24 protein-coding genes, 1 tRNA gene and 1 pseudogene are annotated in these 26,239 nt (G+C 39.8%); 17 read left to right on the forward strand and 9 right to left on the reverse strand.

The features are described 5' to 3' along the window. The first annotated feature begins 22 nt into the window (after positions 1–22). Genes modA through ACA100_RS06725 form a run of 8 tightly spaced genes read left to right on the forward strand, consistent with a single transcriptional unit; the run spans position 23 to position 9,173 of the window. A complete protein-coding gene (modA, locus tag ACA100_RS06690) occupies positions 23–778 on the forward strand; it encodes a molybdate ABC transporter substrate-binding protein (RefSeq protein WP_481076937.1) in 756 nt (251 codons plus the stop codon). Next, entirely contained in the window at positions 775–1,551 is a 777-nt protein-coding gene (locus tag ACA100_RS06695; RefSeq protein WP_481076938.1) for an ABC transporter permease, read from the forward strand. Before modA ends, ACA100_RS06695 begins: the two co-directional genes overlap by 4 nt. Next, positions 1,535–2,233 carry an ATP-binding cassette domain-containing protein gene (locus tag ACA100_RS06700; RefSeq protein WP_481076939.1) on the forward strand — a complete coding sequence of 233 codons (699 nt, stop codon included), beginning with the start codon at positions 1,535–1,537 and terminating at the stop codon, positions 2,231–2,233. The genes ACA100_RS06695 and ACA100_RS06700 overlap by 17 nt, the downstream gene beginning before the upstream one ends. A gap of 20 nt (positions 2,234–2,253) precedes the next feature. Further along, on the forward strand, positions 2,254–3,099 hold the full coding sequence (modD, locus tag ACA100_RS06705) for a ModD protein (RefSeq protein ID WP_481076940.1): 846 nt from the start codon (positions 2,254–2,256) through the stop codon (positions 3,097–3,099). 56 nt (positions 3,100–3,155) lie between these two features. Beyond that, on the forward strand, positions 3,156–4,025 hold the full coding sequence (locus ACA100_RS06710; RefSeq protein WP_481076941.1) for a sulfurtransferase: 870 nt from the start codon (positions 3,156–3,158) through the stop codon (positions 4,023–4,025). Positions 4,026–4,057: 32 nt separating this feature from the next. Next, the gene (ptsP, locus tag ACA100_RS06715; protein WP_481076942.1) at positions 4,058–6,574 is read left to right on the forward strand and encodes a phosphoenolpyruvate--protein phosphotransferase; all 2,517 of its coding nucleotides are present in this window, start codon (positions 4,058–4,060) and stop codon (positions 6,572–6,574) included. Next, a complete protein-coding gene (pfkB, locus tag ACA100_RS06720) occupies positions 6,571–7,503 on the forward strand; it encodes a 1-phosphofructokinase (protein ID WP_481076943.1) in 933 nt (310 codons plus the stop codon). The genes ptsP and pfkB overlap by 4 nt, the downstream gene beginning before the upstream one ends. Positions 7,504–7,505: 2 nt before the next feature. Next, positions 7,506–9,173 carry a PTS fructose transporter subunit IIC gene (locus tag ACA100_RS06725; RefSeq protein WP_481076944.1) on the forward strand — a complete coding sequence of 556 codons (1,668 nt, stop codon included), beginning with the start codon at positions 7,506–7,508 and terminating at the stop codon, positions 9,171–9,173. 67 nt (positions 9,174–9,240) lie between these two features. Here the strand turns inward: ACA100_RS06725 and thiD are convergent, their stop codons facing one another. After that, the gene (thiD, locus tag ACA100_RS06730) at positions 9,241–10,038 is read right to left on the reverse strand and encodes a bifunctional hydroxymethylpyrimidine kinase/phosphomethylpyrimidine kinase (RefSeq protein ID WP_481076945.1); all 798 of its coding nucleotides are present in this window, start codon (positions 10,036–10,038) and stop codon (positions 9,241–9,243) included. A gap of 99 nt (positions 10,039–10,137) precedes the next feature. Beyond that, positions 10,138–11,514 (reverse strand): oxygen-independent coproporphyrinogen III oxidase, encoded by a 1,377-nt coding sequence (gene hemN / locus ACA100_RS06735; RefSeq protein ID WP_481076946.1) that lies wholly within the window; start codon positions 11,512–11,514, stop codon positions 10,138–10,140. A 140-nt stretch (positions 11,515–11,654) separates the two neighbouring features. Here hemN and pyk point away from each other — a divergent pair, with 140 nt between their 5' ends. Continuing rightward, a complete protein-coding gene (gene pyk / locus ACA100_RS06740; RefSeq protein WP_481076947.1) occupies positions 11,655–13,085 on the forward strand; it encodes a pyruvate kinase in 1,431 nt (476 codons plus the stop codon). 60 nt (positions 13,086–13,145) lie between these two features. Beyond that, positions 13,146–13,235, forward strand: a tRNA-Ser gene (locus ACA100_RS06745). A 226-nt stretch (positions 13,236–13,461) separates the two neighbouring features. Here ACA100_RS06745 and ACA100_RS06750 read toward each other — a convergent pair. From ACA100_RS06750 to ACA100_RS06780, 7 genes and pseudogenes are all read right to left on the reverse strand, one after another. Next, positions 13,462–14,229, reverse strand: coding sequence for a hypothetical protein (locus ACA100_RS06750; protein ID WP_481076948.1), 768 nt, complete (start codon positions 14,227–14,229; stop codon positions 13,462–13,464). Between the two features lie 448 nt (positions 14,230–14,677). Continuing rightward, positions 14,678–15,985 carry an ABC transporter substrate-binding protein gene (locus ACA100_RS06755; RefSeq protein WP_481076949.1) on the reverse strand — a complete coding sequence of 436 codons (1,308 nt, stop codon included), beginning with the start codon at positions 15,983–15,985 and terminating at the stop codon, positions 14,678–14,680. After that, on the reverse strand, positions 15,986–17,083 hold the full coding sequence (locus tag ACA100_RS06760) for an ABC transporter ATP-binding protein (RefSeq protein ID WP_481076950.1): 1,098 nt from the start codon (positions 17,081–17,083) through the stop codon (positions 15,986–15,988). A 2-nt stretch (positions 17,084–17,085) separates the two neighbouring features. After that, complete coding sequence (locus ACA100_RS06765; protein ID WP_481076951.1) at positions 17,086–17,901, reverse strand: phosphodiesterase; 816 nt, start codon at positions 17,899–17,901, stop codon at positions 17,086–17,088. A gap of 9 nt (positions 17,902–17,910) precedes the next feature. Then, positions 17,911–18,690 (reverse strand): annotated as a pseudogene (locus ACA100_RS06770) (carbohydrate ABC transporter permease); the annotation flags it as partial. A 43-nt stretch (positions 18,691–18,733) separates the two neighbouring features. Next, a complete protein-coding gene (locus ACA100_RS06775) occupies positions 18,734–19,603 on the reverse strand; it encodes a carbohydrate ABC transporter permease (RefSeq protein WP_481076952.1) in 870 nt (289 codons plus the stop codon). Positions 19,604–19,825: 222 nt separating this feature from the next. Next, positions 19,826–20,395: a hypothetical protein gene (locus ACA100_RS06780; protein WP_481076953.1), complete on the reverse strand. Its 570-nt coding sequence runs from the start codon at positions 20,393–20,395 to the stop codon at positions 19,826–19,828. Between the two features lie 280 nt (positions 20,396–20,675). Between ACA100_RS06780 and phnC the strand changes: the two genes are divergently transcribed. From phnC to ACA100_RS06815, 7 genes are read left to right on the forward strand one after another with little or no spacing between them, the layout of a single operon-like run. Further along, the gene (phnC, locus tag ACA100_RS06785; RefSeq protein ID WP_481079115.1) at positions 20,676–21,491 is read left to right on the forward strand and encodes a phosphonate ABC transporter ATP-binding protein; all 816 of its coding nucleotides are present in this window, start codon (positions 20,676–20,678) and stop codon (positions 21,489–21,491) included. A gap of 9 nt (positions 21,492–21,500) precedes the next feature. Further along, entirely contained in the window at positions 21,501–22,397 is an 897-nt protein-coding gene (gene phnD, locus ACA100_RS06790) for a phosphonate ABC transporter substrate-binding protein (protein WP_481076954.1), read from the forward strand. Between the two features lie 20 nt (positions 22,398–22,417). Next, on the forward strand, positions 22,418–23,203 hold the full coding sequence (gene phnE, locus ACA100_RS06795) for a phosphonate ABC transporter, permease protein PhnE (protein WP_481079116.1): 786 nt from the start codon (positions 22,418–22,420) through the stop codon (positions 23,201–23,203). Positions 23,204–23,229: 26 nt separating this feature from the next. Beyond that, positions 23,230–23,664 carry a phosphonate C-P lyase system protein PhnG gene (gene phnG / locus ACA100_RS06800; protein ID WP_481076955.1) on the forward strand — a complete coding sequence of 145 codons (435 nt, stop codon included), beginning with the start codon at positions 23,230–23,232 and terminating at the stop codon, positions 23,662–23,664. Then, on the forward strand, positions 23,664–24,269 hold the full coding sequence (phnH, locus tag ACA100_RS06805; RefSeq protein ID WP_481076956.1) for a phosphonate C-P lyase system protein PhnH: 606 nt from the start codon (positions 23,664–23,666) through the stop codon (positions 24,267–24,269). Before phnG ends, phnH begins: the two co-directional genes overlap by 1 nt. Continuing rightward, a complete protein-coding gene (locus ACA100_RS06810) occupies positions 24,260–25,363 on the forward strand; it encodes a carbon-phosphorus lyase complex subunit (protein ID WP_481076957.1) in 1,104 nt (367 codons plus the stop codon). Before phnH ends, ACA100_RS06810 begins: the two co-directional genes overlap by 10 nt. 4 nt (positions 25,364–25,367) lie before the next feature. Then, entirely contained in the window at positions 25,368–26,222 is an 855-nt protein-coding gene (locus ACA100_RS06815) for an alpha-D-ribose 1-methylphosphonate 5-phosphate C-P-lyase PhnJ (RefSeq protein ID WP_481076958.1), read from the forward strand. Positions 26,223–26,239: the final 17 nt, after the last annotated feature.

Consider the following 26,239-nt stretch of genomic DNA (forward strand, 5'->3'; position numbering starts at 1 on the left):
TCAGTTAATCATGAGGGCAGTAATGAAAGTGTTTCAGCAAATAACAGCAACCGCTGTAATATTGGCGAGCAGTGTTGGTTTTTCATGGGCAGATGGAGAATCACTATTTGTTTATTCTGGTGCAGGTTTGAAAAAGCCAATGGAAGAGATCGCAACGCTGTTTGAAGCGCGAAATAATGCAGAAATTGAATTTAACTATGCGGGTTCTGGGCAGTTATTGACACAATTGGAAGCCACAAAGAAAGGTGATTTATTCATTGTTGGTGCGGATGTTGCTTATAATGCTGCCCATAAAAAAGGATTAGTGAATGAAGCTTATGGCATTGCTCATCATACGCCAGCGATAGTTGTCCTTAAAGGTAATCCTAAAAATATCCAAAATCTACAAGATCTTAGTAAAGACGGTATCAAAGTGATTCTTGGGGAAGAGAAAGCAAGTGCGATTGGTAAAACGGCCCAGTTGATTTTAGAAAAGAACAACTTAAAAAAGGTCAACAATCATGTGGTTTCCACAGCCAATACTGTGAATGAAATGGTGGTGCAGTTAACATTGGGCAGTGCGGATGCAATGATTGCAACGATCGATTCTGTTTACAATAATCCGAAAGTTGAGATCATTGAAATTGATCCTAACCAAAATATTGATCAAATCGTTACTGGCGGTGTGATTAGTTCGACTGCACAACCAGAATTGTCCAAAGCTTTTATGGATTTAGCAAGCTCGAAAGAGGGCAAGGAAATTTTTGCGCGTTACGGTTTTAAGCCAGTTGCTGAATGAGAAGAATCCCATATTATGGATTAGTTAGTTTGGTGGCGCTATTGATTATTGCGCCACTTTTTATGCTGATGAAGGAAGGCATTCCGTTATTGCCAGAAGCGCTGTTTCTAAAAGAAGTGCAATTTGCTATTGGCTTGAGCCTGCAAACATCCATCATTTCCACAATCATCTGTTTAATTCTAGCCGCTCCCATTGCTTATTTTTTATATCATTCGCGTTTTAAACATTGGTTAATGCCATTGTTATGTTTACCATTGGCTTTGCCACATATTGTTTCAGGCGTCGCTTTATTACTATTTTTTGGTCATATGGGCATTGGTAGCTTTTTAGAAAAGCATCTGAATGTATCCTTTGTTTTTACTCAACAAGGCATTATTTTGGCACAAACTTTTGTGAATCTGCCTTTTGCGATAAAACTCCTAACAGTTGGTTTAGAGCACTTAAATACTAAACAATTATTTGTGGCTCGAACATTGGGAGCGAGCCGATGGCAATGCTTTTATCATGTGACATTACCATTACTGAAATCTACGATTATTTCCACAGTTGTCTTAACTTGGTCGAGAGCTTTAGGTGAATTTGGCGCTGTCATTATGGTGGCGGGCGCAACACGCATGAAAACAGAGATTTTACCCACTTCAATCATGTTGAATCTTTCAACAGGTGATTTAGATTTAGCAATGTCGATCGCTGTGATTTTAATGCTAATTTCACTCACATGCTCTTTAGTTTTTGAATGGATATTGAGGAAAAAACATGCTGAATATTTGTAATTTATCACTAAAATTATCAAAATTTCAGCTCAATGATATTAATTTGAACATTCAGCGAGGTAGCTATTGTGTGATTTTAGGGCGAACAGGTTCTGGTAAAACCTTGTTATTGGAATCCATCGCAGGACGATATCCCAAAGTCACGGGCGAGATGATATTTAATGGACAAGCCTTGCAGAATACTTTACCAGAAGCCCGCAATATTGGGTTTGTTTATCAGCATTTTGAGTTATTCATGCATTTGAATGTGTTGGATAACATCGCTTTTCCATTAAAAATGCGTGGTTATCCTCTAAAAAAGTGCCAAGTTATGGTGAATGACATTGCAGAATGTTTGGGGATCACCCATTTATTGAAGCACACCGTGCATCATTTAAGTGGTGGTGAAAAACAACGCATCGCCTTGGCACGTGCTCTAGTATTTAAACCTCAAATATTATTGTTGGATGAACCCACAAGTGCATTGGATTATGTCACTCGCCATGACATGCGGAAAGTTTTACGAAACATTCACCGAGCCTATCAGCCAACGATTATTCATGTAACGCATGATATTAGTGAGGCTTTATCACTTGCCACACAAATTGGCGTGATGAAAGCGGGGCGATTGATTCATGCTTATGAATTAACTGAAGAGATTAAAGCTGAAGGTGAATCATTTTTATTTGAACAACTGAAATAAAATCATTAAAAGGATCCATTATGTTTATGACAACGGATGAAATCGAGCGTTTAATTCGAGAGGATGTGCCTTACATTGATCTCACTTGTGAGCTTTTAAGCATTCGAGCGCACATGGCCGAAATTCGTTATGCAACGCGGGAAAATGGCATTGTGGCAGGTACAGAAATTGTGGCAAAAATGTTCGATCGATTGGGCATCGAATTGGTTGAAATGAAGCATTCAGGCGAGCAGATTAATGCAGGTGATGTTGTATTAATCGGCAAAGGCAGCAGTGAAGCGATTCATACAGTTTGGAAGATCGGGCAGAATATCATCGATTATTGTTCTGGTGTTGCAAGTACTACAAGAAAAATGGTGGATGTGTGCAATCAAGCCAGCCCAAAAATTGCACTATTAACGACGCGGAAAAGTATTCCAGGGACAAAGCATTTGGCAATTCAAGGTATCATTGCAGGTGGAGCGATGCCACATAGATTGGGATTATCTGAAACCATTTTGATCTTTCAGCAGCATCGAGCATTCTTTGTGAATGACGAAGCTTTGATGCAGAAAATTGCAGACATTAAGCATTTAACGTGTGAAAAAAAGATTGTGATAGAAGCTGAAAGTCTAGAAGAAGCTTTACGTTTTGCACAAATGGACATAGATGCGATTCAGTTTGATAAATTAACGCCAGAAGCATTAAAAGAAGCCGTTGGTGTGATGAAAATGGCGCATCCACATATTTCATTATTGGGTGCAGGCGGAATTAATCCTAATAATATTCAAGCTTATTGTAAGACAGGCGTGGATGGTTTAGTGACGACTTCGCCTTATTATGCCAAAGCATTAGACATAAAAGTGATGATTAATCCTTTATCTTAGGCGCACATTCATGCATATTATGGGACTAATATATTCATAATATGTGAGGATGCACAATGAGTACTCAAGCTTTATCGCCATTGATCACAGTTTCAGCCTTGAAACAATTACAAGAAAATCATCATAAGCTGGTCATCATTGATGCTCGGTTTGATTTAATGAATGAAGATTATGGCGATGTTGCATATGCTAAAAGTAGAATTCCCAATGCATTGAGAGTGGATCTTGATATTGATTTGTGTGCAGAAATCACAGTTGAAACAGGTAGACATCCTTTAAAATCTCCCTCTGAGTTAGAAGCGTTAATGCAGGATTTAGGGATCAATTCGGATGATCGTATCATTATTTATGATGATAATGGTGGCACATATGCAACGCATTTATGGTGGGTTTTGCATTGGTTAGGTCATCAAGATGTCCAAGTCTTAGAAGGCGGATTCAAGGGATGGCAAATAGCAGGTTACGCATTAGAAACAGGTGAGCCAACGACAGATCAAACGACTGGTAATTTCACGATACGTGCCAGTGATTTTGGTACAGTCACGACACAAGATGTGTTGGACGATTTATCAGCGAGCCAATCTACATTATGTATTGTGGATGCTCGAGGTGCAGCACGCTATCGTGGTGAAGTTGAGCCATTAGATCCTGTTGCTGGCCATATTCCCAACGCGATCAATCGTCCATTTGAATGTAATCTTAAAGACGATGGCACATTTAAATCACCAGATGTTTTAAAAGATGAATGGAATGAGTTTTTACAAGATCATAGTGGTAAAATAATAGTTCAGCAGTGTGGATCTGGCGTGTCCGCCTGCAACAATATTTTTGCGATGTATTATGCTGGTTTGGGTATTACAAAGTTGTATCCTGGTTCTTGGAGTGAATGGTGCAAAAATCCAGAAAGGCCAATAGCGAAAGGGTAGATAACAGAGATCATGATGTAAAGGGCGTGAATATGGTCAATTCCACTGAGAATATTATATTAACAGAACAGTTGATTTCGTTAGGTAATGGATCGATAACCAAGTCAGAGGCGATTCGTGCAGTTGGCCAATTACTAGTGGATGCTGGTTGTGTGGATAATGCTTTCATTCCCAGTATGGAAAAACGAGAACAAGCGGCTAATACTTATTTGAGTGTTGGTGTTGCAATTCCTCATGGATTAGTGGAGGATCGCTATTGTATTCACCATGATGCTGTAGCTGTATTACAAGTACCAGAAGGCGTGGATTGGCATGATGGACAAAAAGCAAAATTAATCATAGCCATTGCAGCAAAAACAGATAATCACATTGCAATATTAAAGCGTCTCACAAGATTGTTGCACAATGAAGCATTGATTGATCAGCTATGTACAACGACAAATGCTCATCTCATTATTAATGCTTTACTGCATGCAAAAGAGCCAGATTATGCTGAAATTGGCAGGCTTCATAAGAATTATGCCCATTCATTTGAATGGACGATTGATTATCCTTCGGGCTTGCATGCGCGTCCTTCATCAGCATGGGCGGAAGCAGCAAAAAAATTAGATCTTGCAGTTCAAGTGCACCATGGCAAACATGTTGCAATGGCAGAAAATATGGTGGAATTATTACAGCTTGGACTTAAATGTGGCGATCAAGTGATCATTTCTGCGGATGATGAGCAGAAGCTTGAGGCGTTTAAATCATGCATTCAAACATTATCCATGCAGGAACAAAATGACGCTGAGCATGAGCGTTTACAAAAGCAAAAAGGAAAAATTTCAGGTTGGAAGCCCGCAGAAATTACAGATGCTGCAATTTTGCATGGTGTTTCAGCAAGTCCTGGTTTTGTGATTGCTCAATCTTACCATTTAACATCATCTTGTCCTGTGATATTGGATGAACCTGTTGCATTGAAAGATGCGGGCAAAGTTCTTGAAAATGCTATCGAAAATACGCGAAAGCAGATGGAAAATCTCATTGAATCTATGACGAAAAAATTGGGCGCAAAAGACGCCGCAATTTTTCGAGCTCAATTAGCATTATTAGACGATGAAAGTTTAGTCAGTAGCGCATGTCAGTTAATTGTGGATGGTCATGGCGTTGCATGGTCTTGGCAGCAATCCATTGAGAAACGAGTGAAAGAGTTTTTATTGTCAGATAATGCGACATTGTCCGAGAGAACAGCCGATCTTCGTGACATTGGCTACCGTGTTTTGGGGCACATTGATCCTTCATTAAAATGGAATACATTGGCGGATTTACCAGAAGGCGAATGGATCATTACAGCAACAGATTTAACACCATCTGATACTGTATTATTGGATGCCTCTAAAGTGAAAGGATTGGTCACAATATATGGCGGACCAACATCGCACACAGCAATTTTAGCAAGAACTTTAGGGATTCCTGCCATTGTGGCCGCAGGTGAAGCAGTGGCACACGTTAAAAATGGTAGTACGATGATCGTGGATGGTGATGGTGCGATGATCTATGTGAATCCTTCCGATGCGAATATGAGATCAGCGGAAGCTTGGTTGGAAACATTGGCCGCAAAATACCGTGAAGAAGAAGCTCATCGACGTCAGCCAGCTACGACAAAAGATGGACATACAGTGATGATTGGTGCTAATACCAATCAACCTGATCAAATTCCTTTTGCATTGGCACAAGGCGCTGAAGGTGTTGGGTTAATGCGTACGGAGTTTCTGTTTTTAGAAAATTCAGAATTGCCAACAGAAGATGATCAATACATCATTTATAGCGCGATGGCGAAAGAATTGAATGGATTACCTTTAATCATCCGTGCCTTAGATATTGGTGGCGATAAAAAAGTTGCGCATTTACATTTGCCTTGTGAAGACAATCCATTTTTAGGTGTTCGTGGTGCGCGTTTATTATTGCGTAGAATGGATCTGTTGTTACCGCAGCTAAAAGCTTTGTATCGAGTGGCGAAAGATGGCAAAAAGCTGGCCATTATGTTTCCTATGATTACAACTGTGACAGAGATTTTGACATTGAAGAGTTATTGCGAAGGGGTTCGTAAATCTCTGAATGCACCTACAATTCAAATTGGTATTATGGTGGAAGTGCCAGCAGCGGCTGTCATGGCAGAGGTTTTAGCGGCACATGTGGATTTCTTCTCCATTGGCACCAATGATTTAACACAATATACATTGGCGATTGACCGTCAGAATCCAGAACTTGCAGCAGAGGCAGATAGCTTGCATCCAGCTGTACTGCGATTGATCCAAAAGATTGTAGAAGGTGCTAAGCAGTACAATCGTCCTGTGGGCGTTTGTGGTGGTTTGGCAGGTGATCCATTAGGCGCAATGATTTTAACGGGTTTGGGTGTGGATGAATTGTCCATGACACCAAGAGATATTGCGCCTGTAAAGGCTAAATTACGCGCTCACTCTTTAGTGGATATGAAAAAATTGGCGCACTCAGCTTTAGTTCAAGACTGTGCGATTGATGTTCGTGCTTTAGTGGAAGAAATACGATGAGTATTGTAACGGTGACATTAAACCCTGCGATTGACCAAACCATTTCGGTGAATCATCTACACATTGGTGAAGTTCATAGGGCACAATCTGTACATTATACTGCTGGTGGCAAAGGCATCATGGTGGCATCTTGTTTGGCGGATTGGCATGCTGAACCGATCATTGTGACGGGGTTATTGGGCAATGATAATGCTGTGCTGTTTAAATCAGCCTTTCAGCAGAAAAATATTCAAGATAAGTTTGTGCAGGTTGCGGGTGCAAATCGTACCAATATTAAGATTGTGGATCCATCAGATACAACGGATATTAATCTGCCTGGAATCTCCGCAACAGCAGAAGCTCTCAATCAATTACTACAATTTTTAGAAACACCTTGTGATATTGCTGTTTTATCAGGTTCGTTGCCATTGAATTGCGCCAATGATGTTTATGTCCGTATGTTATCAGTATTACAAAAACATGATGCAAAAGTAATTTTGGATGCGAGCGGTGAAGCATTGAGAGAGACATTGAAAGCAGAGATTAAACCTTATTGCATTAAACCTAATATGGCTGAGTTATCTGATTGGGTTGGGCGCTTATTGAATTCTCAGGATGATGTGATCTGTGAAGCTCGACAATTAATTACTTCAGGCATTCAGTTAGTTGTGATCTCTATGGGCGCAGAAGGTGCATTATTTATAGATTCTGAGCAAGTTATTAAAGCTTCGCTTAAAGCAAACACGATATTAACGACAGTGGGTGCAGGTGATGCAATGGTTGCAGGCATTGCAACTGCACTTCGTGAGGGTTTATCTTTAGAAGCTACCGCGCGCTTATCTTCTGCATTTGCAGTGGCTAAATTAGGTTTTATTGGCCCCGATTTGCCTGAAAGAAAGGTTGTAGAAATATTGGCATCGCAAGTTGTGATCGAGCAATTGGAGGGCTAATCATGCATCAGAAAATTTGGGTCATCATTCAAGCTTCGATAGTGCAAGGGGCTTTGGCAAAGGAAGCATTGATTAAAGCCGCACATGATTTACACCAACGAATAGAAGTGGTTGTGATTAAAAAAGATAGTACGATTGTTAACTTTGATCAACCACCACAAAAAGATGATGTTGTGATTTGTGTGGATGTGGCAGAGAGAATTCGTGCGCAATATGAAGATATGATACAAACAGTGACGACATTAGATGCTGTTTTACAATCGCCACAAAGTATTTTGTCTGGCGTTATGCCTAAAGCGGTTCAAATTGTAGCTGTAACATCTTGCCCAACTGGCATCGCGCATACTTTTATGGCAGCAGAAGGTTTACAAGCAGGGGCAGAAATTTTAGGCGTTAATATTCGCGTGGAAACACAAGGTTCTGTCGGTTCACAAGATGCATTAACAGAAGAAGAGATCAAAAATGCAGACATTGTGATCATTGCTGCGGATAGAGAAGTGGATCGTGCACGTTTTCATGGTAAACGAGTTTATGCATCGAATACGAAAGCTGCGATTAATGATGGGCGATCATACATTCAAAAAGCACTTGCTGAAGCAAAATTGCATAAAGCGGAACCTATTGAAAATAGAGCGGCAATAGAAGTGCAAGAGGATAAAAAGATAGGGCCTTATAAACATCTGATGACAGGTGTTTCTTTTATGATTCCATTTGTTGTTGCAGGTGGATTATTGATTGCATTGGCATTTGCTTTAGGCGGTATTAATGCGGGCGATGCAGAAAATGCAGGTACATTGGCACATGCATTATCAACCATTGGTGGTTTAGGATTTTCATTAATGGTGCCAGCATTGGCAGGTTATATTGCCTTTTCTATAGCAGATCGACCAGGTTTAGCCCCAGGAATGATTGGAGGATTATTAGCGGCTCATTTAGGCGCTGGTTTTCTCGGTGGAATTATTGCAGGTTTTCTTGCAGGTTATATTGTCCTTTGGCTTAATCAAAATATTCGATTATCCCGTAATTTAGATGGATTAAAGCCTGTATTGATTTTGCCATTATTGGCAACATTGATTGTGGGTTTGATCATGATTTATGTTGTGGGTGAGCCGATTGCGATTGTATTGCAAGCCTTAGAATCATGGCTTAAAGGAATGGAAGGTGCCAATGCTTTTGTGTTAGGCGCGGTGATTGGTGGAATGATGGCGGTTGATTTAGGTGGGCCAGTGAATAAGGCTGCTTATGCAACATCGGTGGCTTTGATCTCTTCAGGCGTTTATGAGCCGATTGCGGCTGTAATGGCAGCAGGAATGACTCCGCCGTTAGCAGCAGCGGTTGCGACACGATTGTTTAAAAGTAAATTCACCAACGACGAATATGAATCAGGCATTGCGACAGGAGTTTTGGGTTTATCTTTCATCAGTGAAGGCGCGATTCCATTTGCAGCGCGTGATCCTTTTCGTGTGATTCCAAGCTTTGTTGTAGGTTCAGCCGTTGCAGGTGCGATTTCGATGGTGTTAGGTTGCGAATTAAAAGCACCACATGGCGGTGTTTTTGTGCTGTTAATCCCAGGGGCGATTAGTAATTTATTGGGTTATGTTATTGCAATTGCGGCAGGTACAGTTGTTAGCGCTGTTATGCTTGGCACATTAAAGAAACGAGCAATTTAAGCTGATATTTATATAACTTAGCTCCCGATGGGAGCTAAGTTATTATTTTGGATACTGATGACCAATATTATTTAAAACTATCAGGGAAGTTTAAAGTCCCAACAAATTCATTCATTGCCCAATGCTTTTGGATGCCTTTTTTAATGGCTTCTTTTGCTTCATAAACTGATTCGCGTGGTGATAAGCCTTTACATAGGTTTGCGCCAACGTGCGCGGCAAAAGTACAACCTAAGCCATGTGTATGATGTGTATCAATGAAATCACCTTCCATTAATACTAATTCATTGCCATCATAGAATAGATCAGCGGATGTTTTAGGCTCCATGACGCGGCCAACATTCGTGATTGCCACAGCTTTACAACCTAAAGCTACGATGCGTTTTGCGGCTTCTACAGCATCTTCATAACTTGTGATCTCTTCCATGCCTGCTAATTGTGCGGCTTCAAATAAGTTTGGCGTTGTGACTGTTGCATATTTGATTAGATTCGTACGAATGGCTTCAGCATGTTCAGGGAACAATGGTTTATTGCCTTTACAAACCATCACAGGATCAACCACAACAGGCACTTTAGTTGCCCAAATATCTAAATGTTTTGAAACATTTTCGATGATTTCAGGCGTTGGCAACATGCCCAATTTGATTGCATCAACGCCAACACCATCCAATGCTGTTTGAATCTGTGCTTCAATCACAGGCACATCAATTGGATAAACACCATGGGACCATTTTTCAGGGTCCATCGTGACAATAACAGTTAATGCAGAAAAGCCGTATAAATCATGCTTTGCAAATGTTCTTAAATCCGCTTGAATGCCTGCGCCACCGCTAGAATCTGAGCCTGCAATGGTTAAGATTTTTTTCATTGAAAATCCTTTACTATCCATCAAATTGTTTGTGAAAAATATAGCTTACAACAAAAAAGCTCTACGGATAGAGCTTTTTTCAGTGTTGCTTGAATATTGTTAAATCACGCGTGAAAAGCGCTGGTCATTTTTCTGTAAGTAGCCATCGAATACCATGCCAATGTTACGAATCAACAAACGACCGCGATCTTGAACATAATAAGTATCACCATCCACTACGATTAAACCATCTGGTTCCATCGCGCGTAAATCTTCGAGTTCAATTTTGAAATACTCTTTTGCATCCATATTGAAGCGTTGGCTGATTTCATTGATGTCTAATTTCAAATTACACATCAATTCCGTGATGATATGGCGACGCAATTCATCTTCAGGCGTTAATGTAACACCGCGCCAAATTGGTAACTGATTGCCTTGCAATGCCGCTTCATATTCAGGCATATCTTTCACATTTTGTGCATAGATATTACCGATTTGAGAGATTGAAGATAAGCCCATGCCCACTAAATCACAATCTGAATGCGTGCTGTAACCTTGGAAGTTACGGTATAAATTGCCTTCGCGTTGTGCGATAGCTAGTTGATCCGTTGGTTTAGCAAAGTGATCCATACCAATGTAAACGTAACCAGCATCCGTTAAGCGCTCGATGATGTTTTTCAAAATCAAAAGCTTTTCTTCAGGTTTTGGCATATCTTCTGCATTCATTTGTTTTTGTGTTTTAAACAAATGTGGCATGTGCGCATAGTTGAATACTGATAAACGATCAGGAGAGATTTCGATCATCTCCTCCAATGTTTGGTTAAATGTATCCACAGTTTGGAATGGCAATCCGTAGATCAAATCCACAGAAATAGAGCTAAAGCCACAATCACGCGCTGCATGCAATGTTTCTAATGTGATCTCTTTGGGCTGAATACGGTTAACAGCCACTTGAACTTTAGGGTTAAAATCCTGAACGCCCATGCTTAAGCGGTTAAAGCCAATGCTACGCAAGAAACGAACAGTGTCTGCATTGGCTTCGCGTGGATCAACTTCGATGGAATATTCGCCTTCATCATTCGGTAATAAAGTGAAGTTTTCAGCTGTTTTATCCATCACCATTTTCATCTCATCACGCGATAAGAATGTTGGCGTGCCGCCGCCCCAATGGAGCTGTTTTACTTTACGATTGCGATCAAACAATGGTGCTTGCAATTCAATTTCATGCAACATGTGATCTACATAAGGTAAAGAACGCTTACGATTTTTAGTGATGATTTTGTTACAGCCGCAGTAAAAGCAGATTGTGTCACAAAATGGGATGTGAAAATATAATGATAAGTCACGGCCTGATTCATTAGAACGCTTCGCAGCTTCCATATAATCTTCACGTGTGAATTCTGTTGTGAATTGCACAGCTGTTGGATAAGAAGTATAGCGAGGACCTGCTTTGTCATACTTGTCGATGAGTTCGCGATTAAAGATAGATTCTGTCATGATTCCAAACTAGATATTCGTTAATAAAGAAATAATTCTGTATATTGTACTGAATTACACACAAGACTGCGATCTTGTTTTATCTATTATCAAGATTAGTATTATTAATATGAATTTAATCAAAGATTAAGGAGAAGTTCATGAATAGACGTACCAAAATCGTTGCAACTTTGGGGCCAGCAACGGATAGAGCAGGTGTTTTAGAAGGAATCATTAAAGCAGGTGTCAACGTTGTACGTTTGAACTTTTCCCACGGAACCCATGAAGATCACATTAAGCGTGTGAATGCTGTGCGTGAAATTTCTGATCGCTTGAATATTAAAGTAGGCATTTTATCTGATCTTCAAGGCCCTAAAATTCGCATTGAGAAATTTGTGGATGGCTCTGTCACTTTAGAAGAAGGGGCTGCTTTCATTTTAGACAGTGAATATGATGACAATGCAGGTACAGCAGAGCGTGTTGGGATTGCATATAAGGAATTAGTTAATGATGTAAAACCACAAGATATTTTACTGTTGGATGATGGGAAAATTATTGTAGAAGTTATAAAAGTACAAGGCTCAGAAGTTCATACACAAGTGAAAATTGGTGGTGTGATTTCTAATCGTAAAGGGATCAACTTACAAGGCGGTGGCTTATCCGCACCTGCATTAACAGACAAAGATAAAGAAGATTTAATTTGTGCTGCAAATTTCCACACAGATTATGTTGCTGTTTCTTTTCCAAGAAATGGCGCTGATATGGATGAAGCGCGCCAGTTGTTAGAAAAAGCTGGGTCAAAAGCGCATCTTATTGCAAAAATTGAGCGCATTGAGGCGGTTGCTAATATTGATGAGATCATTTTGGCATCGAATGGCATTATGGTTGCGCGTGGTGATTTAGCCGTTGAAATTGGTGATTCCAAATTGATGGGCGCACAAAAACGCATGATTTTACGCGCTCGTGAATTGAATCGTGCAGTTATTACAGCAACGCAAATGATGGAATCTATGATCGAGAACTCATCACCAACGCGTGCAGAAGTGATGGATGTATCGAATGCAGTATTAGATGGCACGGATGCTGTAATGCTATCAGCTGAAAGCGCAGCAGGTAAATATCCTGTAGAAACCGTGAAAGCCATGGCAGAAATTTGTGTGGGTGCAGAAAGTGACCAGTTTGCCGTATTAACGCCAAATCAATTCATTAAAGATCGTAAGTTTAATTTTACAGATGAAGCCATTGCTATGTCCTCAATGGTTTTAGCAAACCATTATGATGTTCAAGCGTTAGTTTGTTTAACAGAATCAGGCACGACAGCATTGTTGATGAGCCGTGTAACCGCAGAAATTCCAATCTATGGTTTAACGCGCCATACAGAAACAGCAGGGCGCATGACATTGTATCGTGGTGTGAAGCCGATTGAGTTCAATGTGAATCATGCCAATGAAGAAGATGTTGTGGGTGAAGTTGTGCAAGTGTTGAAAGCACAGGATGCTGTGAAGTCTGGCGATCGCATTATTATTACGAGAGGATCACTCAATTTTGTACAAGGTGGCACAAATAATTTACGAATTGCAGTGGTTGAGTAAAAAAGATTCAATTTTAGGGTTGCGTTAACTCTGAAATTGTATATAATTCATTTCTCTTTTGGAGGCGTGGCCGAGTGGTTGAAGGCACCGGTCTTGAAAACCGGCAACGGGTTAAACCGTTCGTGAGTTCGAATCCCACCGCCTCCGCCAAGTATAGTAAAAAAGCTTGTTTATCTTATTGATTAACAAGCTTTTTTATTGCCTGTCTGAAATGCTGTACCCTCATCTATACCCTGTGTAGATTTCGATGTTTGGTAAAAACAAAACTATGTTCTTATCTTATTAACCTAATATTTTTAATATTAGGTTGTGAGCAGTATATTGTATTGGTATGGCAACACCAAATCATACATTTGTTGAATTGTTAATGGTTTCATTATTTAGCTCCTTGGGTACTTGTATGAAAAAATTTTGAAGGAATAAGGGTTTGGATAATAAAATATTCAGGCATTGAATCGTAATACTTGTAAACTTCTTTTGGATAATATTTTTTAATGACTACACCTTCTGGTGACTGTATTGTTTGGTTATTACCATAGGGAAGAAAATCATCCAGCAAACCCAGCGTCATAGAATATAAACGGCTCCGCGCTGTACGAAAACGATATTGGTAGCTCAGCTCTTCTCCGGTATAGGTATCAACAATATAGTGTTTTTCACGTCTGAGGCCTAACCCAACGCGATCCGACTCCTTGATATAGTAATAACGAGATATAGGTTTATTCAGGGTGCCTTCAATACACTGACCATCTTTATACCCGCTATATTTTGCTACTTCATTTAATGGTTTAGAATAATTAAATATCCCATCATCCTCCTTGAGGATAGTTGCTTTTTCTTTATATAAATAAGGCTCATTTGGATGATTAAATCTATAACAAGATTTATCATCTTTCAAATTCCATTGATTTATGAGGCCACTGGCAGGTATTTCTTTGATTTTTATTAATTCAGAGGGCTTGAATCTTACCTCCTCTCTATCTCCTGTAAGAGTTCTATAGCGAAAAGAAATTTCAGCATATCCATCTGCCTCTACCTGTTTTTTTATAAAAATTCCAGGCTGAGATAAAGCATTATCAAATTCATAATCTAAATAATATTTATCCCACTGAATCCCATAATAAAATAAAACTAAGCCACTCATTAAGCAACTCAACTGCACCCATTTTTGGTGTTTGAATCGTTTTTTTCTAAACAATGGTACCAAAGCCAAAATTATAAAAATAAATGCAATAACCACCGTTCCCTACATCAAATACGGAAATATCTCCCATGGCTTAATATTGGTGTTACCAAATGTCCATCTAAAAATGGGTGGTGCATAATCATAGTAATTCATAGTTAATTTTCCCTATAATTCACGCATACTCTCATCCACCTTCGTTTGAAGAGGGGATAAGAAGTAATCTATCACTCGGCGTTCTCTGATCTTAATCTCAGCTGTCACTGACCTATGCTGTTAAATATAGATACTTTTATTTTTATTGTCTATTTCAAAGTAGGCCACTTTGTATGCTTGTTCTAGTCTAATTGTAAGCCCTAAAAAAACCGCCGATATAAAAATATCGACGGTTTTAATTACTACATTTTTATTATTGAACTTTTAATGCTGTTGAATCTTGATAGGGTTTCATAATTTCATTAGCTTTCTTCTGTGCATTTTTTGTGGCTTCTTGCACTGAATAGTTAGGATTACTGATCACTTCTGCCAATTCATTTTCGATTGCCTTACGCACAGCAACTGTTTCATATGTTGCATACCAAGGATAAGCATATTGTAACTGTTGCAACGCAACTTTTGCTCTTGGTTCTTCTGCTAAATACTCTTTCATTGCAGGTAGATCATAAGCTGCCATTCTTGGTGCGAAATAACCTGTGAATCGACTCCATTCACCATTAACTTCTGGGCTAACAAGATAAGTTAAAAATTTATATGCAGCTGCTTTTTCATCTTCGCTGATGCCTTTAAAGCTCACTAAGCTTGCGCCACCGATGATGACAGCATTACGTTCTTTAGAAGGCAACATGGCAACTTGCATATTAATCTTTTTGCTGTTTTCACGCATAAAACCTAATGCGCCTGTGCTGAGTACTGCCATGCCTAAACGGCCTGAGAAGAAGTTAGCACTGATCTGTTTAGAGTTCAGTACGCCTTCTGGCATTGCTTCATGTTTATAGACGAAATCTTTCCATAGTTGCATCGCGCCTTGTGTGCTCGGTGCATCGTAATAAACTTCACCAGGATAATCAGGATTATTAAAATAACCACCATTAGCATGAGTTAATGATGATAAAACCCAGCCACCGTAGTCGTTATTCGTGCTTGGCATCATAATGCCCCATTGACCTTTTGAGTGATCTGTCAACTTTTTAGAAACTTCCACCATTTCATCCCAAGTTTTTGGTGGTTCTTTAATACCCGCTGCATCAAAAAGATCTTGATTGTAATAGAGTAATGGCGTTGAGTTGTGGAAAGGAATGGCATAAGTTTCACCTAGCATCTGAGCATTTTTATGAACTGCTGGCCAGAAATTATTGGTTAAAAACTCTGTTGCATTTTTTTGTTTAGGATCATATTTGAATAGTTCATTCATTGGCAAGATCATATCTTTCAATGCAAGATCAACTGTATAGTTTGCTGCCATAATGACTAATGCAGGTGGTTGACCAGCTTTAGCAGCAGATTCTGCTTTCATTTTAGTTGTATCATAGTCACCTGTAAAAATACCGCGGACTTCAACGTCATCTTGAGAGGCATTGTAGTTTTTGATAATGCGTGTCATTTCAGCGGTTAACTTGCCATCCAAAGGTGCAGGAAACATGAAGTCAATTTTTTGCTGAGCATAAGCTGCGCTCATCATCAAAGTGGATGTAACAGCAAGGGAAAGTAACTTTTTCATTTAAAACTCCGTAGTAAGGTTGAGTTCAGTGGTGGTTGAAAAGAAGTGAAGTTGATTAAAAGGAATGTGTAACGTCATTACGCTCTGTAATGCAGGAACATTGCCGTTATAGTTAGCAATTCGATAAGTCAGATCGCCCAGCGCAGTTTTGATCGTGAGCAAGTATTCCGCACCATGCAATTCGCGATGCGTCACCGTGCCTTCTAAAGCAAAGCTGTTATCTTCGCGAATATCTTCTGTCAAAGCATGGGACATATGTTCAGGGCGAATGCCAAGGTAAATATCTTGTGCATCTTTTGGGAATTGAACATTAGGAATGCTCAATGTTCTCTCTGGATAGAGCACAACATCATTGGCATGAATTGGTAATTTGAATACATTCATAGCTGGCATGCCGATAAAAGTCGCGACAAATAGATTTCTAGGATGAAAATAGAGTGTTTCAGGTGAACCAATTTGTTGAATGGTTCCTTTATTCATCACAACGATTCTATCTGCCATTGTCATGGCTTCAATTTGATCATGTGTTACATAAACGGTTGTGGTTTTGAGCCGATTATGAAGATCAATGATCCCATCGCGAACATCTGTACGAAGTTTGGCATCGAGATTAGATAAAGGCTCATCCATTAAGAAAAGATTGGGCGAGCGTACAATGGCACGAGCCATCGCAACGCGTTGACGCTGTCCGCCAGATAATTCTTTAGGTTTACGCTTTAATAAAGGCTCCAACTGTAATAAATCCGCGACTTCTTTCACTTTTCCTGCAAATGTGGATTTATCTTCACCACGCACTTTCATACCGAATGTGATATTTTTTTCCACGCTCATATGAGGGAAAAGTGCATAATTTTGGAAAATAAGAGAAAAATTACGCTCTTTAGGCGACCAATCGTTGATCTCAGTATTGTTGAGCAATAACTGCCCAGATGAAACATGCTCCAATCCCGCTAAAATACGCAATAAAGTACTTTTGCCACAACCAGATGGGCCCACAAGTACAATGAATTCACCGTCATTGATCTCTAAATTAATGTCTTTTAAAACAGATGTTTGATTGAATGATTTTTCGATATTTCTTAATGTTACGGTTGTCATGATTAGTTTCCAGGACAGCTAATGGAAGGTTGATACAGATAAGAAGGAATCGCCGCTAATGGCATGTTATAGCTCACTAAACCTGTGGTTGGCAGTAATCGATGCATGAACATCATGCCTTCTTCTTCGTTATAACGATCTGTGAGATCTGTTGAGTGATAAGGTACTTGGTGGACTGTGCCTGGAATGGACATGATGATGGCTTGTTTATATTGCGCGATCATCGTTCTGTGAACATGTCCACAGAAGATTCGTTCAAGATGAGGATGTTGATCTATCAACGGCAGTAATTGATCACCATTTAAGCAGCGGATGAGATCCATTTGGCAATTACCAAAATCAACAGGAGGATGATGCATAAAAATATATGAAGGCTTATCGTGAGTGGATAACTCGTTTGATAACCATTCCAATGTTGCCGATGTAATGTGGCCAGCAGGATTGCCTTTTTGGCTAGTGTCGATGAAATATAATCGTGCATGATCTGTATCTACTGCATAAAACAGATTTTCAGGGTCATTGCCCATCACAGGACATAAATCATGGAAATAGCGTACAAATAACTCTTTATCATCATGGTTGCCTGGGATTAAATAGATCGGCAAGTTTAGATATTGCAAGACTTTGCGTGCGTATTGATATTCAGCTTCATTGCCACAGTTAACGATGTCGCCTGTAATGATCAATGCATCAGGTTTTTCACTGAGGGAGTTAATATGGTTGATGAGTTGTGCATTTTTGGCATTTGTATCGATGAAATCATACAGTTTTGTGCCTTCGCTGCGAAAGTGTAAATCTGAAATATGAGCAAGTAACATAAAAAATCCTTATTTAATGCCTGAAAAACCGAAACTTTTGAAAAATTGTTTTTGGAAAATGAGGAAGAGAATGAGAAGTGGTGAACACACAAGGATTGTGCCTGCGCTGATCATTCCCCATTGGCCGCCAGATTCAGCGCCCATTGCAAATGAGACTAATCCAATGGTTAAAACTTGTGATGACGGATCATTAAGCGTCATTAATGGCCAGATGAATTCATTCCAGTGATAAGTGACGCTAACAATGCCAAAGGCGAGAATTGTGGGCTTTGTCATTGGTAAAAGCACATACCAAATCACTTGCCACCAGCTGCAACCCTCCATTAAAGCTGCATCTTCTAACTCTTTTGGGATGCTGAGGAAGGCTTGTCGCATTAGGAATACACCAAATGCTGAAGCAAAATAGGGCATCATCGTACCGAAGAGATTATTGATTAAGCCCACGGATTGCAGTGTCATAATATTGGGCACCATTAAGATGACAGGCATGATCATTAACTGTAATAACAATAGATAGAACAGGAGCGTTTTGCCTTTAAAATCATGGTAAGCAAAAACATAGCCTGCGGTTGTGATGGTCAATAACTGTATGAAGAAGGTTCCAAAGGAAAATATGATGGTATTGATGTATAGCACTGGCCAATCTGCGCTTTCCCACGCAAGCTTGAAGTTGTCGAATGAAATTGGCATGCGCGGTAAAATGGAAGCCATATCCAAACTAAAACTATCTTCACTGATGGAAGATGCCATCATCCAAAGGAAGGGCGTGATCCATAAAAGTGCAGCACAGCTGATGATGATGGGTAATGTGATGAACCAAACTTTATTGGATTTAGTGTTCATAATGGACTCCTTTTTCCAATACACGAAGATTAACAATGGAAAAAGTGAACAGCAGTGCCAATGTGATGAAGGTTGCGGCGGAGGCTTTACCCACATCATGCGTATTGAGCATTAAATCTTGAATGTAATATAAAAGCACTGAAGTACTGTGATTAGGTCCGCCTTGTGTCATAACAATCACATGATCAATTTGTGTGATTGAGTAGACAAACGCAATGATCACGACAAAGTTAATGGTGGGCCTCAATAGTGGCAGTGTAATTCTGAAAAATACTTGAGTACGAGATGCACCTTCCATAATTGCAGCTTCTTTGGCGGATTGTGGAATGGCTTGTAAACCTGCGATGAAAAAGATCATGTAGTAACCTGCAAATTTCCAAATACCCACAAAACTAAGTGCAATCAAAGCACTGTTGTTCATGCCTAAATAATTGTTATTCATTGGGCCAAAGAATTTGGCTAAATAATAGTCTAATAAACCGATGCTTGGGATAAAAATGAAGGTCCAAAGAGTTGCAGCGCTGACTAATGGGATGATGGTGGGCAGAAAGAAAATTGTGCGTAACCAACGATTAATGTGGCGATTCTCCCATAAAGCAACCGCTAAAATAAGGGCTAAGATGATGCTTGGGAAAACAGTGAGAATGATGTAGATGATGTTGTTGGTTAAAGATTTCCAAAAGATAGGATCTGCGAAAAGTCTTGAGAAATTTTCTAGGCCGACAAATTGCGCTTGATCTAGGTAGCGGCTGTCATAAAAACTATCGATGAGTGATCGAAATAAAGGCCAGTAGGTGAAAATAATGAGGAAAAAGAAGGTTGGAAGTAATATCCAATAGAGATGTTGTTGCCGTTTCATGGTCATAAATACATACTGAGTTGAGAAGATGCGGCAAATGTTAACGACTCTTTATGAAGTTTTTATGACAGGATTTTTAGACAACAGAAAAAAATAGGTACTCAAATCATAGGATTAAGTCCGTAAGAAATTGACGGTAATGCTAGTCAGAATCAGGTGTGAAAAGATCTGACTAGCATCATCATGGCACTGTGATGCAATGCTTTATAATTTAAATTTTTATTACAAAAGTGTGTTTTTGCACAATGTTTTAATAATATCTGGATGCGATGCTGCTGTCGAGAATGGACGGTTGGTTGCAATATAAACTAAATGATTTTTTACATTACCTGCTGTATCTGCGGGCGTTGGTTGACCATTTTGCCAATGATTCGCATCAAAATTCACACAAAAGCCAACCACTTGCGCTGACTGTTGATCCTTAACAGTGACAATTTTATTGTATTTGAAGTGCCAGTTTTGATTAGCTTGATCAAACTCATTGTCCATTGCTTCATTCTTGATGAAAGGTTTGGCCAATCGATCAATGGCAGGTGCGTATTCAGCATTCATTTTATTTGCTACGAATTGTGTTTCTGTTGTGCTTGCGGGCTGATAAGTTAAACCTTTTTGTGCTGTTGTATTGGCATATTGTTCCCACTCTTCTGCCTCTTGAATGTAAGGTGATGCACCGCTGATGATGTCTGCAAATTGATTCAAGGCACTGGCAAAGCCGCTACCGCCATTTGTGCTGCTACAACCTGTGACCAGTAATGCTGTGATTAAAGCAATGGATAAATTACGTTTTGTCATTGTATTCCATATCAGAAGAGAGTTGCTCAATAAGACTTTCATTATAAATATTATGTAATCAAGCATATATTATTTATTATAAATATTAAAATTAAACTTTATATATTATTGATTTTTATAAATATAATTTTAGTTTATACATTGGATTATACCGTTATTGATATCAATAAACTGCGTCATAAAAGTGTCATGAACATGTCATTGGATCGTCATATTCATGTCATGACCATGTCACGATGGCTACCTATACTGCATCCATCAAAAATGATTAAGGGATTTAATTATGGATGCCATCAAGATCAAGTCGTTGAATAAGTTGTTTGCACAAAAGCAGGTTCTCTTTGATATAGATTTAGATATTCCAAAAGGGCAAATGACCGCTCTATTGGGTCCATCAGGTTCAGGTAAATCAACGCTCTTAAGACACATTAATGCGCTGACAAAAGCATCTTCGGGGCATGTTGAAATTTTAGGTAATACGCTTCAAAACAATGGCAATATTACAAAAACGGCTCGTCAGCAGCGCTCCAATATCGGTTTTATTTTCCAACAATTCAATTTAGTGACGCGTTTATCAGTGTTGGATAACGTGCTCATTGGTAGTTTAGGGCGAATCTCTGGATGGAGAAGCTTGGTGAAATATTTCACATGGGAAGAAAAGCATCGAGCATTGCGCTGTTTGAGACGTGTTGGCTTAGAAGAATTTGCTTATCAACGTGCTTCCACATTATCAGGTGGACAGCAGCAACGTGTTGCGATCGCTAAAGTCTTAATGCAAGAAGCAGACATTATTTTAGCTGATGAGCCCATCGCATCTTTAGATCCTGAATCTGCAAAATCAGTGATGAAAGCACTGCAAGACATTAATCGCATTGATGGTAAAACTGTCATTGTGACATTGCACCAAGTGGACTATGCCCGTGAATATTGTGATCACGTTGCAGCTTTGAAACAGGGCAGAGTGCGCTATTACGGTCGTATGGATAATTTAGATGATGCATTTTTAGATAACTTATATGCCTCTCGCATCAGTAATGATGAAGCGTGCAGCGCATTACCAAATTCTATTTTAGATTTACAATTCATGAAAGGTTAGGAGATCACTATGTTGAAATCAATTTTAGGTTCTATGGGTAAAGTTGCACTTGTTTCTGCGGCATGTATCAGCATGCTGAGTTCTGCCAATGCAGAAGATCAAACCGTCATTAATTTTGGGATCATCAGTACAGAATCTTCTCAAAATTTGAGATCGGATTGGCAGCCACTGTTGGATGATATGGGCAAGCAAGTTGGGGCAGAAATTAAGCCGTTTTTTGCAAGTGATTATGCAGGTGTGATTCAGGCAATGCGTTTTGGCAAAGTGGACATGGCTTGGTATGGCAATAAATCTGCGATGGAAGCTGTGGATCGTGCATCGGGTGAAGTTTTTGCTCGTGTTGTTTATGATGATGGCACAACAGGTTATACAAGTGTTTTGATCGCACAGAAAAATAGCCCAATCAATAATGTTGAAGATATGTTGGCGAGCGCAAAAACATTGAATTTTGGTAATGGTGATCCGAATTCAACTTCTGGTTATTTAGTACCAGGTTATTATGTTTTTGGTAAGCATAATGTGGATCCCAAACAAATTTTTAAGCGTACTTTAAATGCAAATCATGAGAGCAATTTAATGGCTGTCGCGAATGGACAGCTAGATGTTGCAACATTTAATAGTAATTCGTGGGATATGATGAAAGAGCGCCAGCCAGAAATCTTATCTAAAGTAAAAATCATTTGGGAATCGCCAGAAATTCCATCAGATCCATTAGTTTGGCGTACAGATATGTCTGATGATATGAAGCAAAAAGTGAAAGCTTTCTTCGTTAATTATGGCTCAACACCAGAAGAGCAAGCGGTATTGAAGCGTTTAAGTTGGTCTAAGTTTAAAGAGTCTGATAATAGCCAATTGGAACCAATTAGAGAATTGGAAGCCTTTAAAAAAGCGCAGGCAAATCAATAAGGGTCTTGTGAATGAATAATATGGATTCAATCAGTGTGCAATCCTCGAACCCTTTTAAAAAGTGGTTTAACTGGGTATTAGTGGTTGGGATTGCATTTATCCTTGTGATTTCATGGCGCGGTGGAGAAATGCAGCCGCTTAAATTGATCACTGATGCCGATAATATGTGGACATTGACCAAAGAGTTTTTCCCTCCAGATTTTACGCATTGGAAGCTCTATTTATCGGAAATTTTGGTGACATTATATATTGCCATTTGGGGAACATTGTTGGGTGTAATTTTTGCGATTCCTTTAGGCTTATTGAGTGCATCGAATATCGCGCCACGTTGGGTTCAGCAAATCGTTCGACGTTTAATGGATGCATTGCGCTCCATTAACGAAATGGTTTTCGCGATGATTTTCGTGGCAGCCGTTGGTTTAGGGCCATTCCCAGGGATTTTAGCACTTTTCTTACATACAGTGGGTTCATTGGCAAAGCTATTTGCCGAAGCGGTGGAAGCCATTGATGAAGGCCCAGTGGAAGGTGTGCGCTCTACAGGATCGAGTAAATTACAGGAGATTCAGTATGGTGTGATCCCACAAGTATTACCTCTTTGGATCTCTTATGCGCTGTATCGTTTTGAATCCAATGTTCGTTCCGCAACAGTTGTGGGCATGGTGGGCGCTGGCGGTATCGGTGTTTTATTGTGGGAAAGCATCCGTGGATTTGATTTCCCAGCAACATCCGCAATTATTTTCATCATCATCGTGACAGTTTCACTCATTGATATGTTGTCACAGTATTTACGTAAAAAATTCATTTAATTTTAGTCGACACAGGAAATGTATTCATGCAACTGACAGATCGTCAACAGTGGTTGTCTGTTTTGACTCAGCAAAAAGAGCAGATCAGCCATTATGAGCAAAGCTTGAAAGCAAAGAAATATGACATTGTACGTGCCCCAGAAGTTGGTATGGCAATGGTGAAAGGTAAAACAGCTGGTGAAGGGCAGGTTTTTAATTTAGGCGAAGTGACTGTAACGCGCTGCGTTGTACGCATTGAAGATGGCACGATGGGCTTTGGTTACGTGATTGGTCGTAGTCAATCTCAAGCATTATTGATCGCATTGGCTGATGCTTATTTGCAAAGCGATGAGCAAACCATTTGGCAGCAAAATTTATTGGCACCTTTAACGCAATCATTGAATGAGCGTTTGAAAGCTGAAGAAGCCCGTGTTCAATCCACGAAAGTAGATTTCTTCACGATGGTAAGAGGGGAAGATTAATGACAGTTCAATTGATTAAAAATTTTGAAAATCCTGTGCAATCATCGCAAGTTGTGTTTCGTAAGGTTTTATCAGCACTGAGTGAGCCAGGTATTTGGCAAACATTGCCAAAATGCGAAACATTGCCTGAGTTTGAACCAAGCACAATGTCTGTTTTATTGACATTATTGGATGCAGATACCACGTTATGGTTGGTGGATTCTAAGCGATCAGAAGCAGTCAAAACCAATTTAACATTCCATTGTGGTTGTCAGTTAACAGAAGATAAAAATGCAGCGCAATTTGCTATTTATGATTTGGCAGATTTCTTAGCGGATGATCAGTTAGCCTTTTCAATGGGGAATGATCGTTATCCTGATCTGTCTGCCACCATTATTGTGCAGATCCCTGAATCATCAGAATCATTGAATGTTGTTTGGAGCGGTCCTGGTATTGAAAATGCACGTGAATGTCAGTTGCCGTTACCCAAAGAATTTTGGGAAAAACGTGATGCATTGATTGAATTCCCAAGAGGCATCGATTTTATCTTCACACAAGGTGATCGCGTGTTGGGTTTGCCAAGAAGTACAAGAATCACGATTGAGGAGATGAGCGAATGTATGTAGCAGTGAAGGGCGGTGAAAAAGCTATTGAAAATGCCCATGCTTATTTAAGTGATTATCGTCGTGGTGATCGCACTGTTGATGAACTATCCATCGAGCAGATCAAAGAACAGTTGCCATTGGCAGTGTCTCGTGTGATGACGGAAGGTTCTTTATATGATCCTGAATTGGCTGCATTGGCCATTAAACAGAGTGCTGGTGATGTTGTGGAAGCGATCTTTTTATTGAGAGCATATCGTACGACATTGCCAAGATTGACAGATAGCTTGCCCTTGGATACACAAAAAACATTGTTGAAGCGTAGAGTTTCTGCGGTTTATAAAGATATTCCAGGTGGGCAACTATTAGGGCCAACATTTGATTATACGCATCGTTTATTGAATTTTGCATTGGCCGCAGAAGAGGGAGAAATTTCCCAAGTTGCTGAAGATTGTCATCATGCTGTGCCAGAAGTCATGAAGTGTCCACATGTATTGGATTTATTGGTGAATGAAGGTTTGGTGACGCAACCAGATCAAGCAAAACATGCACCTGTTAAAGATATTACGCGTGATCCTGTGCAGTTTCCAGCAGGGCGTGCAGAGCGCTTGCAGATGTTAGCCCGTGGTGATGAAGGTTTTTTGTTGGCATTGGCTTATTCAACACAACGTGGCTTTGGTCGGACGCATCCATTTATGGGCGAAATGCGTTTGGGCGATATTGAAGTTTGGTTGCATCCAGAAGAGTTGGATTTAGACATTCCAATTGGCACGATTGAAATCACCGAGTGCGAAATGGTGAACCAATTTGTGGAAACTTCAGAGGATGTGCAATTCACACGCGGTTATGGTTTAGGTTTTGGTTACTGTGAACGTAAAGCGATGGCGATGGCATTGATTGATCGTGCTTTGTGTGCAGATGATTGGGAAGAAGAGCGTGAATCTCCCGCTCAAGATGAAGAATTTGTCTTATCCCATTGTGACAATGTGGAAGCCTCTGGCTTCGTATCCCATCTTAAATTACCACATTATGTTGATTTCCAATCAGAGCTTGAGTTGCTTCGTAAAATTCGTGCAGAAAGAGCCGCCGCCAAAGCTGATCAAGGAATGGAAGGATAAGCAAATGCAAGAAACTAGTTTATATAACTTCGCGTATTTAGATGAACAAACTAAGCGCATGTTGCGTAGAGCTTTGTTGAAAGCTGTCGCAATTCCAGGTTATCAAGTGCCATTTGGTGGTCGTGAAATGCCATTGCCTTATGGTTGGGGAACAGGTGGCATTCAGGTCACAGCCAGCATCATCGGTGAAAATGATGTATTAAAAGTGATTGACCAAGGTGCAGATGATACAACCAATGCCATCTCCATCAGAAAATTCTTTGAAAAAACGGCAAATGTTGCAACAACAACGCATACGAAGGCAGCCGATATTATTCAAACGCGCCACAGAATTCCTGAAGAGACATTAAAGTCAGGGCAGATTATGGTATTTCAAGTGCCCATCCCTGAACCTTTGCGTTTCATTGAGCCTTCGGAAGTGGAAACGCGCACAATGCATGCGCTGCAAGATTATGGTGTGATCAATGTGAAATTGTATGAAGACATTGCACGCTTTGGCAATATTTCAACATCGTATGCTTATCCTGTGAAAGTGGATAACCATTACATTATGGATCCTTCACCGATTCCTAAGTTTGATAATCCAAAATTGAATCAAAGTGAAGCATTGATGCTCTTTGGCGCGGGCCGAGAAAAACGATTATATGCTTTGCCACCTTATACAGATGTAGAAAGTTTAGATTTTGAGGATTATCCCTTTGAAATACAAAAGTGGGATGACGTTTGTGAAATTTGCGGTAGCGGCGACTCTTTCCTAGATGAAGTTGTGATAGATGACCAAGGTCAGCACATTTTTGTCTGTTCAGATACGGATTATTGTCAGCAACAATTGGCAATGAAGGATGACGCATGCAATTAGTCAATCAAAGTGAGTTA

It is taken from the genome of Wohlfahrtiimonas sp. XWW7 (assembly GCF_056716055.1).

Bases quoted from the DNA above. Each gene is read 5' to 3' on its own strand.
- ptsP (WP_481076942.1), top strand. From the start codon at position 4,058: ATGGTCAATTCCACTGAGAATATTATATTAACAGAACAGTTGATTTCG.
- ACA100_RS06750 (WP_481076948.1), bottom strand. From the start codon at position 14,229: ATGAGTGGCTTAGTTTTATTTTATTATGGGATTCAGTGGGATAAATAT.
- ACA100_RS06755 (WP_481076949.1), bottom strand. From the start codon at position 15,985: ATGAAAAAGTTACTTTCCCTTGCTGTTACATCCACTTTGATGATGAGC.
- thiD (WP_481076945.1), bottom strand. From the start codon at position 10,038: ATGAAAAAAATCTTAACCATTGCAGGCTCAGATTCTAGCGGTGGCGCA.
- pyk (WP_481076947.1), top strand. From the start codon at position 11,655: ATGAATAGACGTACCAAAATCGTTGCAACTTTGGGGCCAGCAACGGAT.
- ACA100_RS06725 (WP_481076944.1), top strand. From the start codon at position 7,506: ATGCATCAGAAAATTTGGGTCATCATTCAAGCTTCGATAGTGCAAGGG.
- phnE (WP_481079116.1), top strand. From the start codon at position 22,418: ATGGATTCAATCAGTGTGCAATCCTCGAACCCTTTTAAAAAGTGGTTT.
- modD (WP_481076940.1), top strand. From the start codon at position 2,254: ATGTTTATGACAACGGATGAAATCGAGCGTTTAATTCGAGAGGATGTG.
- phnD (WP_481076954.1), top strand. From the start codon at position 21,501: ATGTTGAAATCAATTTTAGGTTCTATGGGTAAAGTTGCACTTGTTTCT.
- ACA100_RS06780 (WP_481076953.1), bottom strand. From the start codon at position 20,395: ATGACAAAACGTAATTTATCCATTGCTTTAATCACAGCATTACTGGTC.
- ACA100_RS06700 (WP_481076939.1), top strand. From the start codon at position 1,535: ATGCTGAATATTTGTAATTTATCACTAAAATTATCAAAATTTCAGCTC.
- ACA100_RS06775 (WP_481076952.1), bottom strand. From the start codon at position 19,603: ATGAAACGGCAACAACATCTCTATTGGATATTACTTCCAACCTTCTTT.
- ACA100_RS06815 (WP_481076958.1), top strand. From the start codon at position 25,368: ATGCAAGAAACTAGTTTATATAACTTCGCGTATTTAGATGAACAAACT.
- ACA100_RS06760 (WP_481076950.1), bottom strand. From the start codon at position 17,083: ATGACAACCGTAACATTAAGAAATATCGAAAAATCATTCAATCAAACA.
- ACA100_RS06810 (WP_481076957.1), top strand. From the start codon at position 24,260: ATGTATGTAGCAGTGAAGGGCGGTGAAAAAGCTATTGAAAATGCCCAT.
- hemN (WP_481076946.1), bottom strand. From the start codon at position 11,514: ATGACAGAATCTATCTTTAATCGCGAACTCATCGACAAGTATGACAAA.
- ACA100_RS06765 (WP_481076951.1), bottom strand. From the start codon at position 17,901: ATGTTACTTGCTCATATTTCAGATTTACACTTTCGCAGCGAAGGCACA.
- ACA100_RS06710 (WP_481076941.1), top strand. From the start codon at position 3,156: ATGAGTACTCAAGCTTTATCGCCATTGATCACAGTTTCAGCCTTGAAA.
- modA (WP_481076937.1), top strand. From the start codon at position 23: ATGAAAGTGTTTCAGCAAATAACAGCAACCGCTGTAATATTGGCGAGC.
- phnH (WP_481076956.1), top strand. From the start codon at position 23,664: ATGACAGTTCAATTGATTAAAAATTTTGAAAATCCTGTGCAATCATCG.
- ACA100_RS06695 (WP_481076938.1), top strand. From the start codon at position 775: ATGAGAAGAATCCCATATTATGGATTAGTTAGTTTGGTGGCGCTATTG.
- pfkB (WP_481076943.1), top strand. From the start codon at position 6,571: ATGAGTATTGTAACGGTGACATTAAACCCTGCGATTGACCAAACCATT.
- phnG (WP_481076955.1), top strand. From the start codon at position 23,230: ATGCAACTGACAGATCGTCAACAGTGGTTGTCTGTTTTGACTCAGCAA.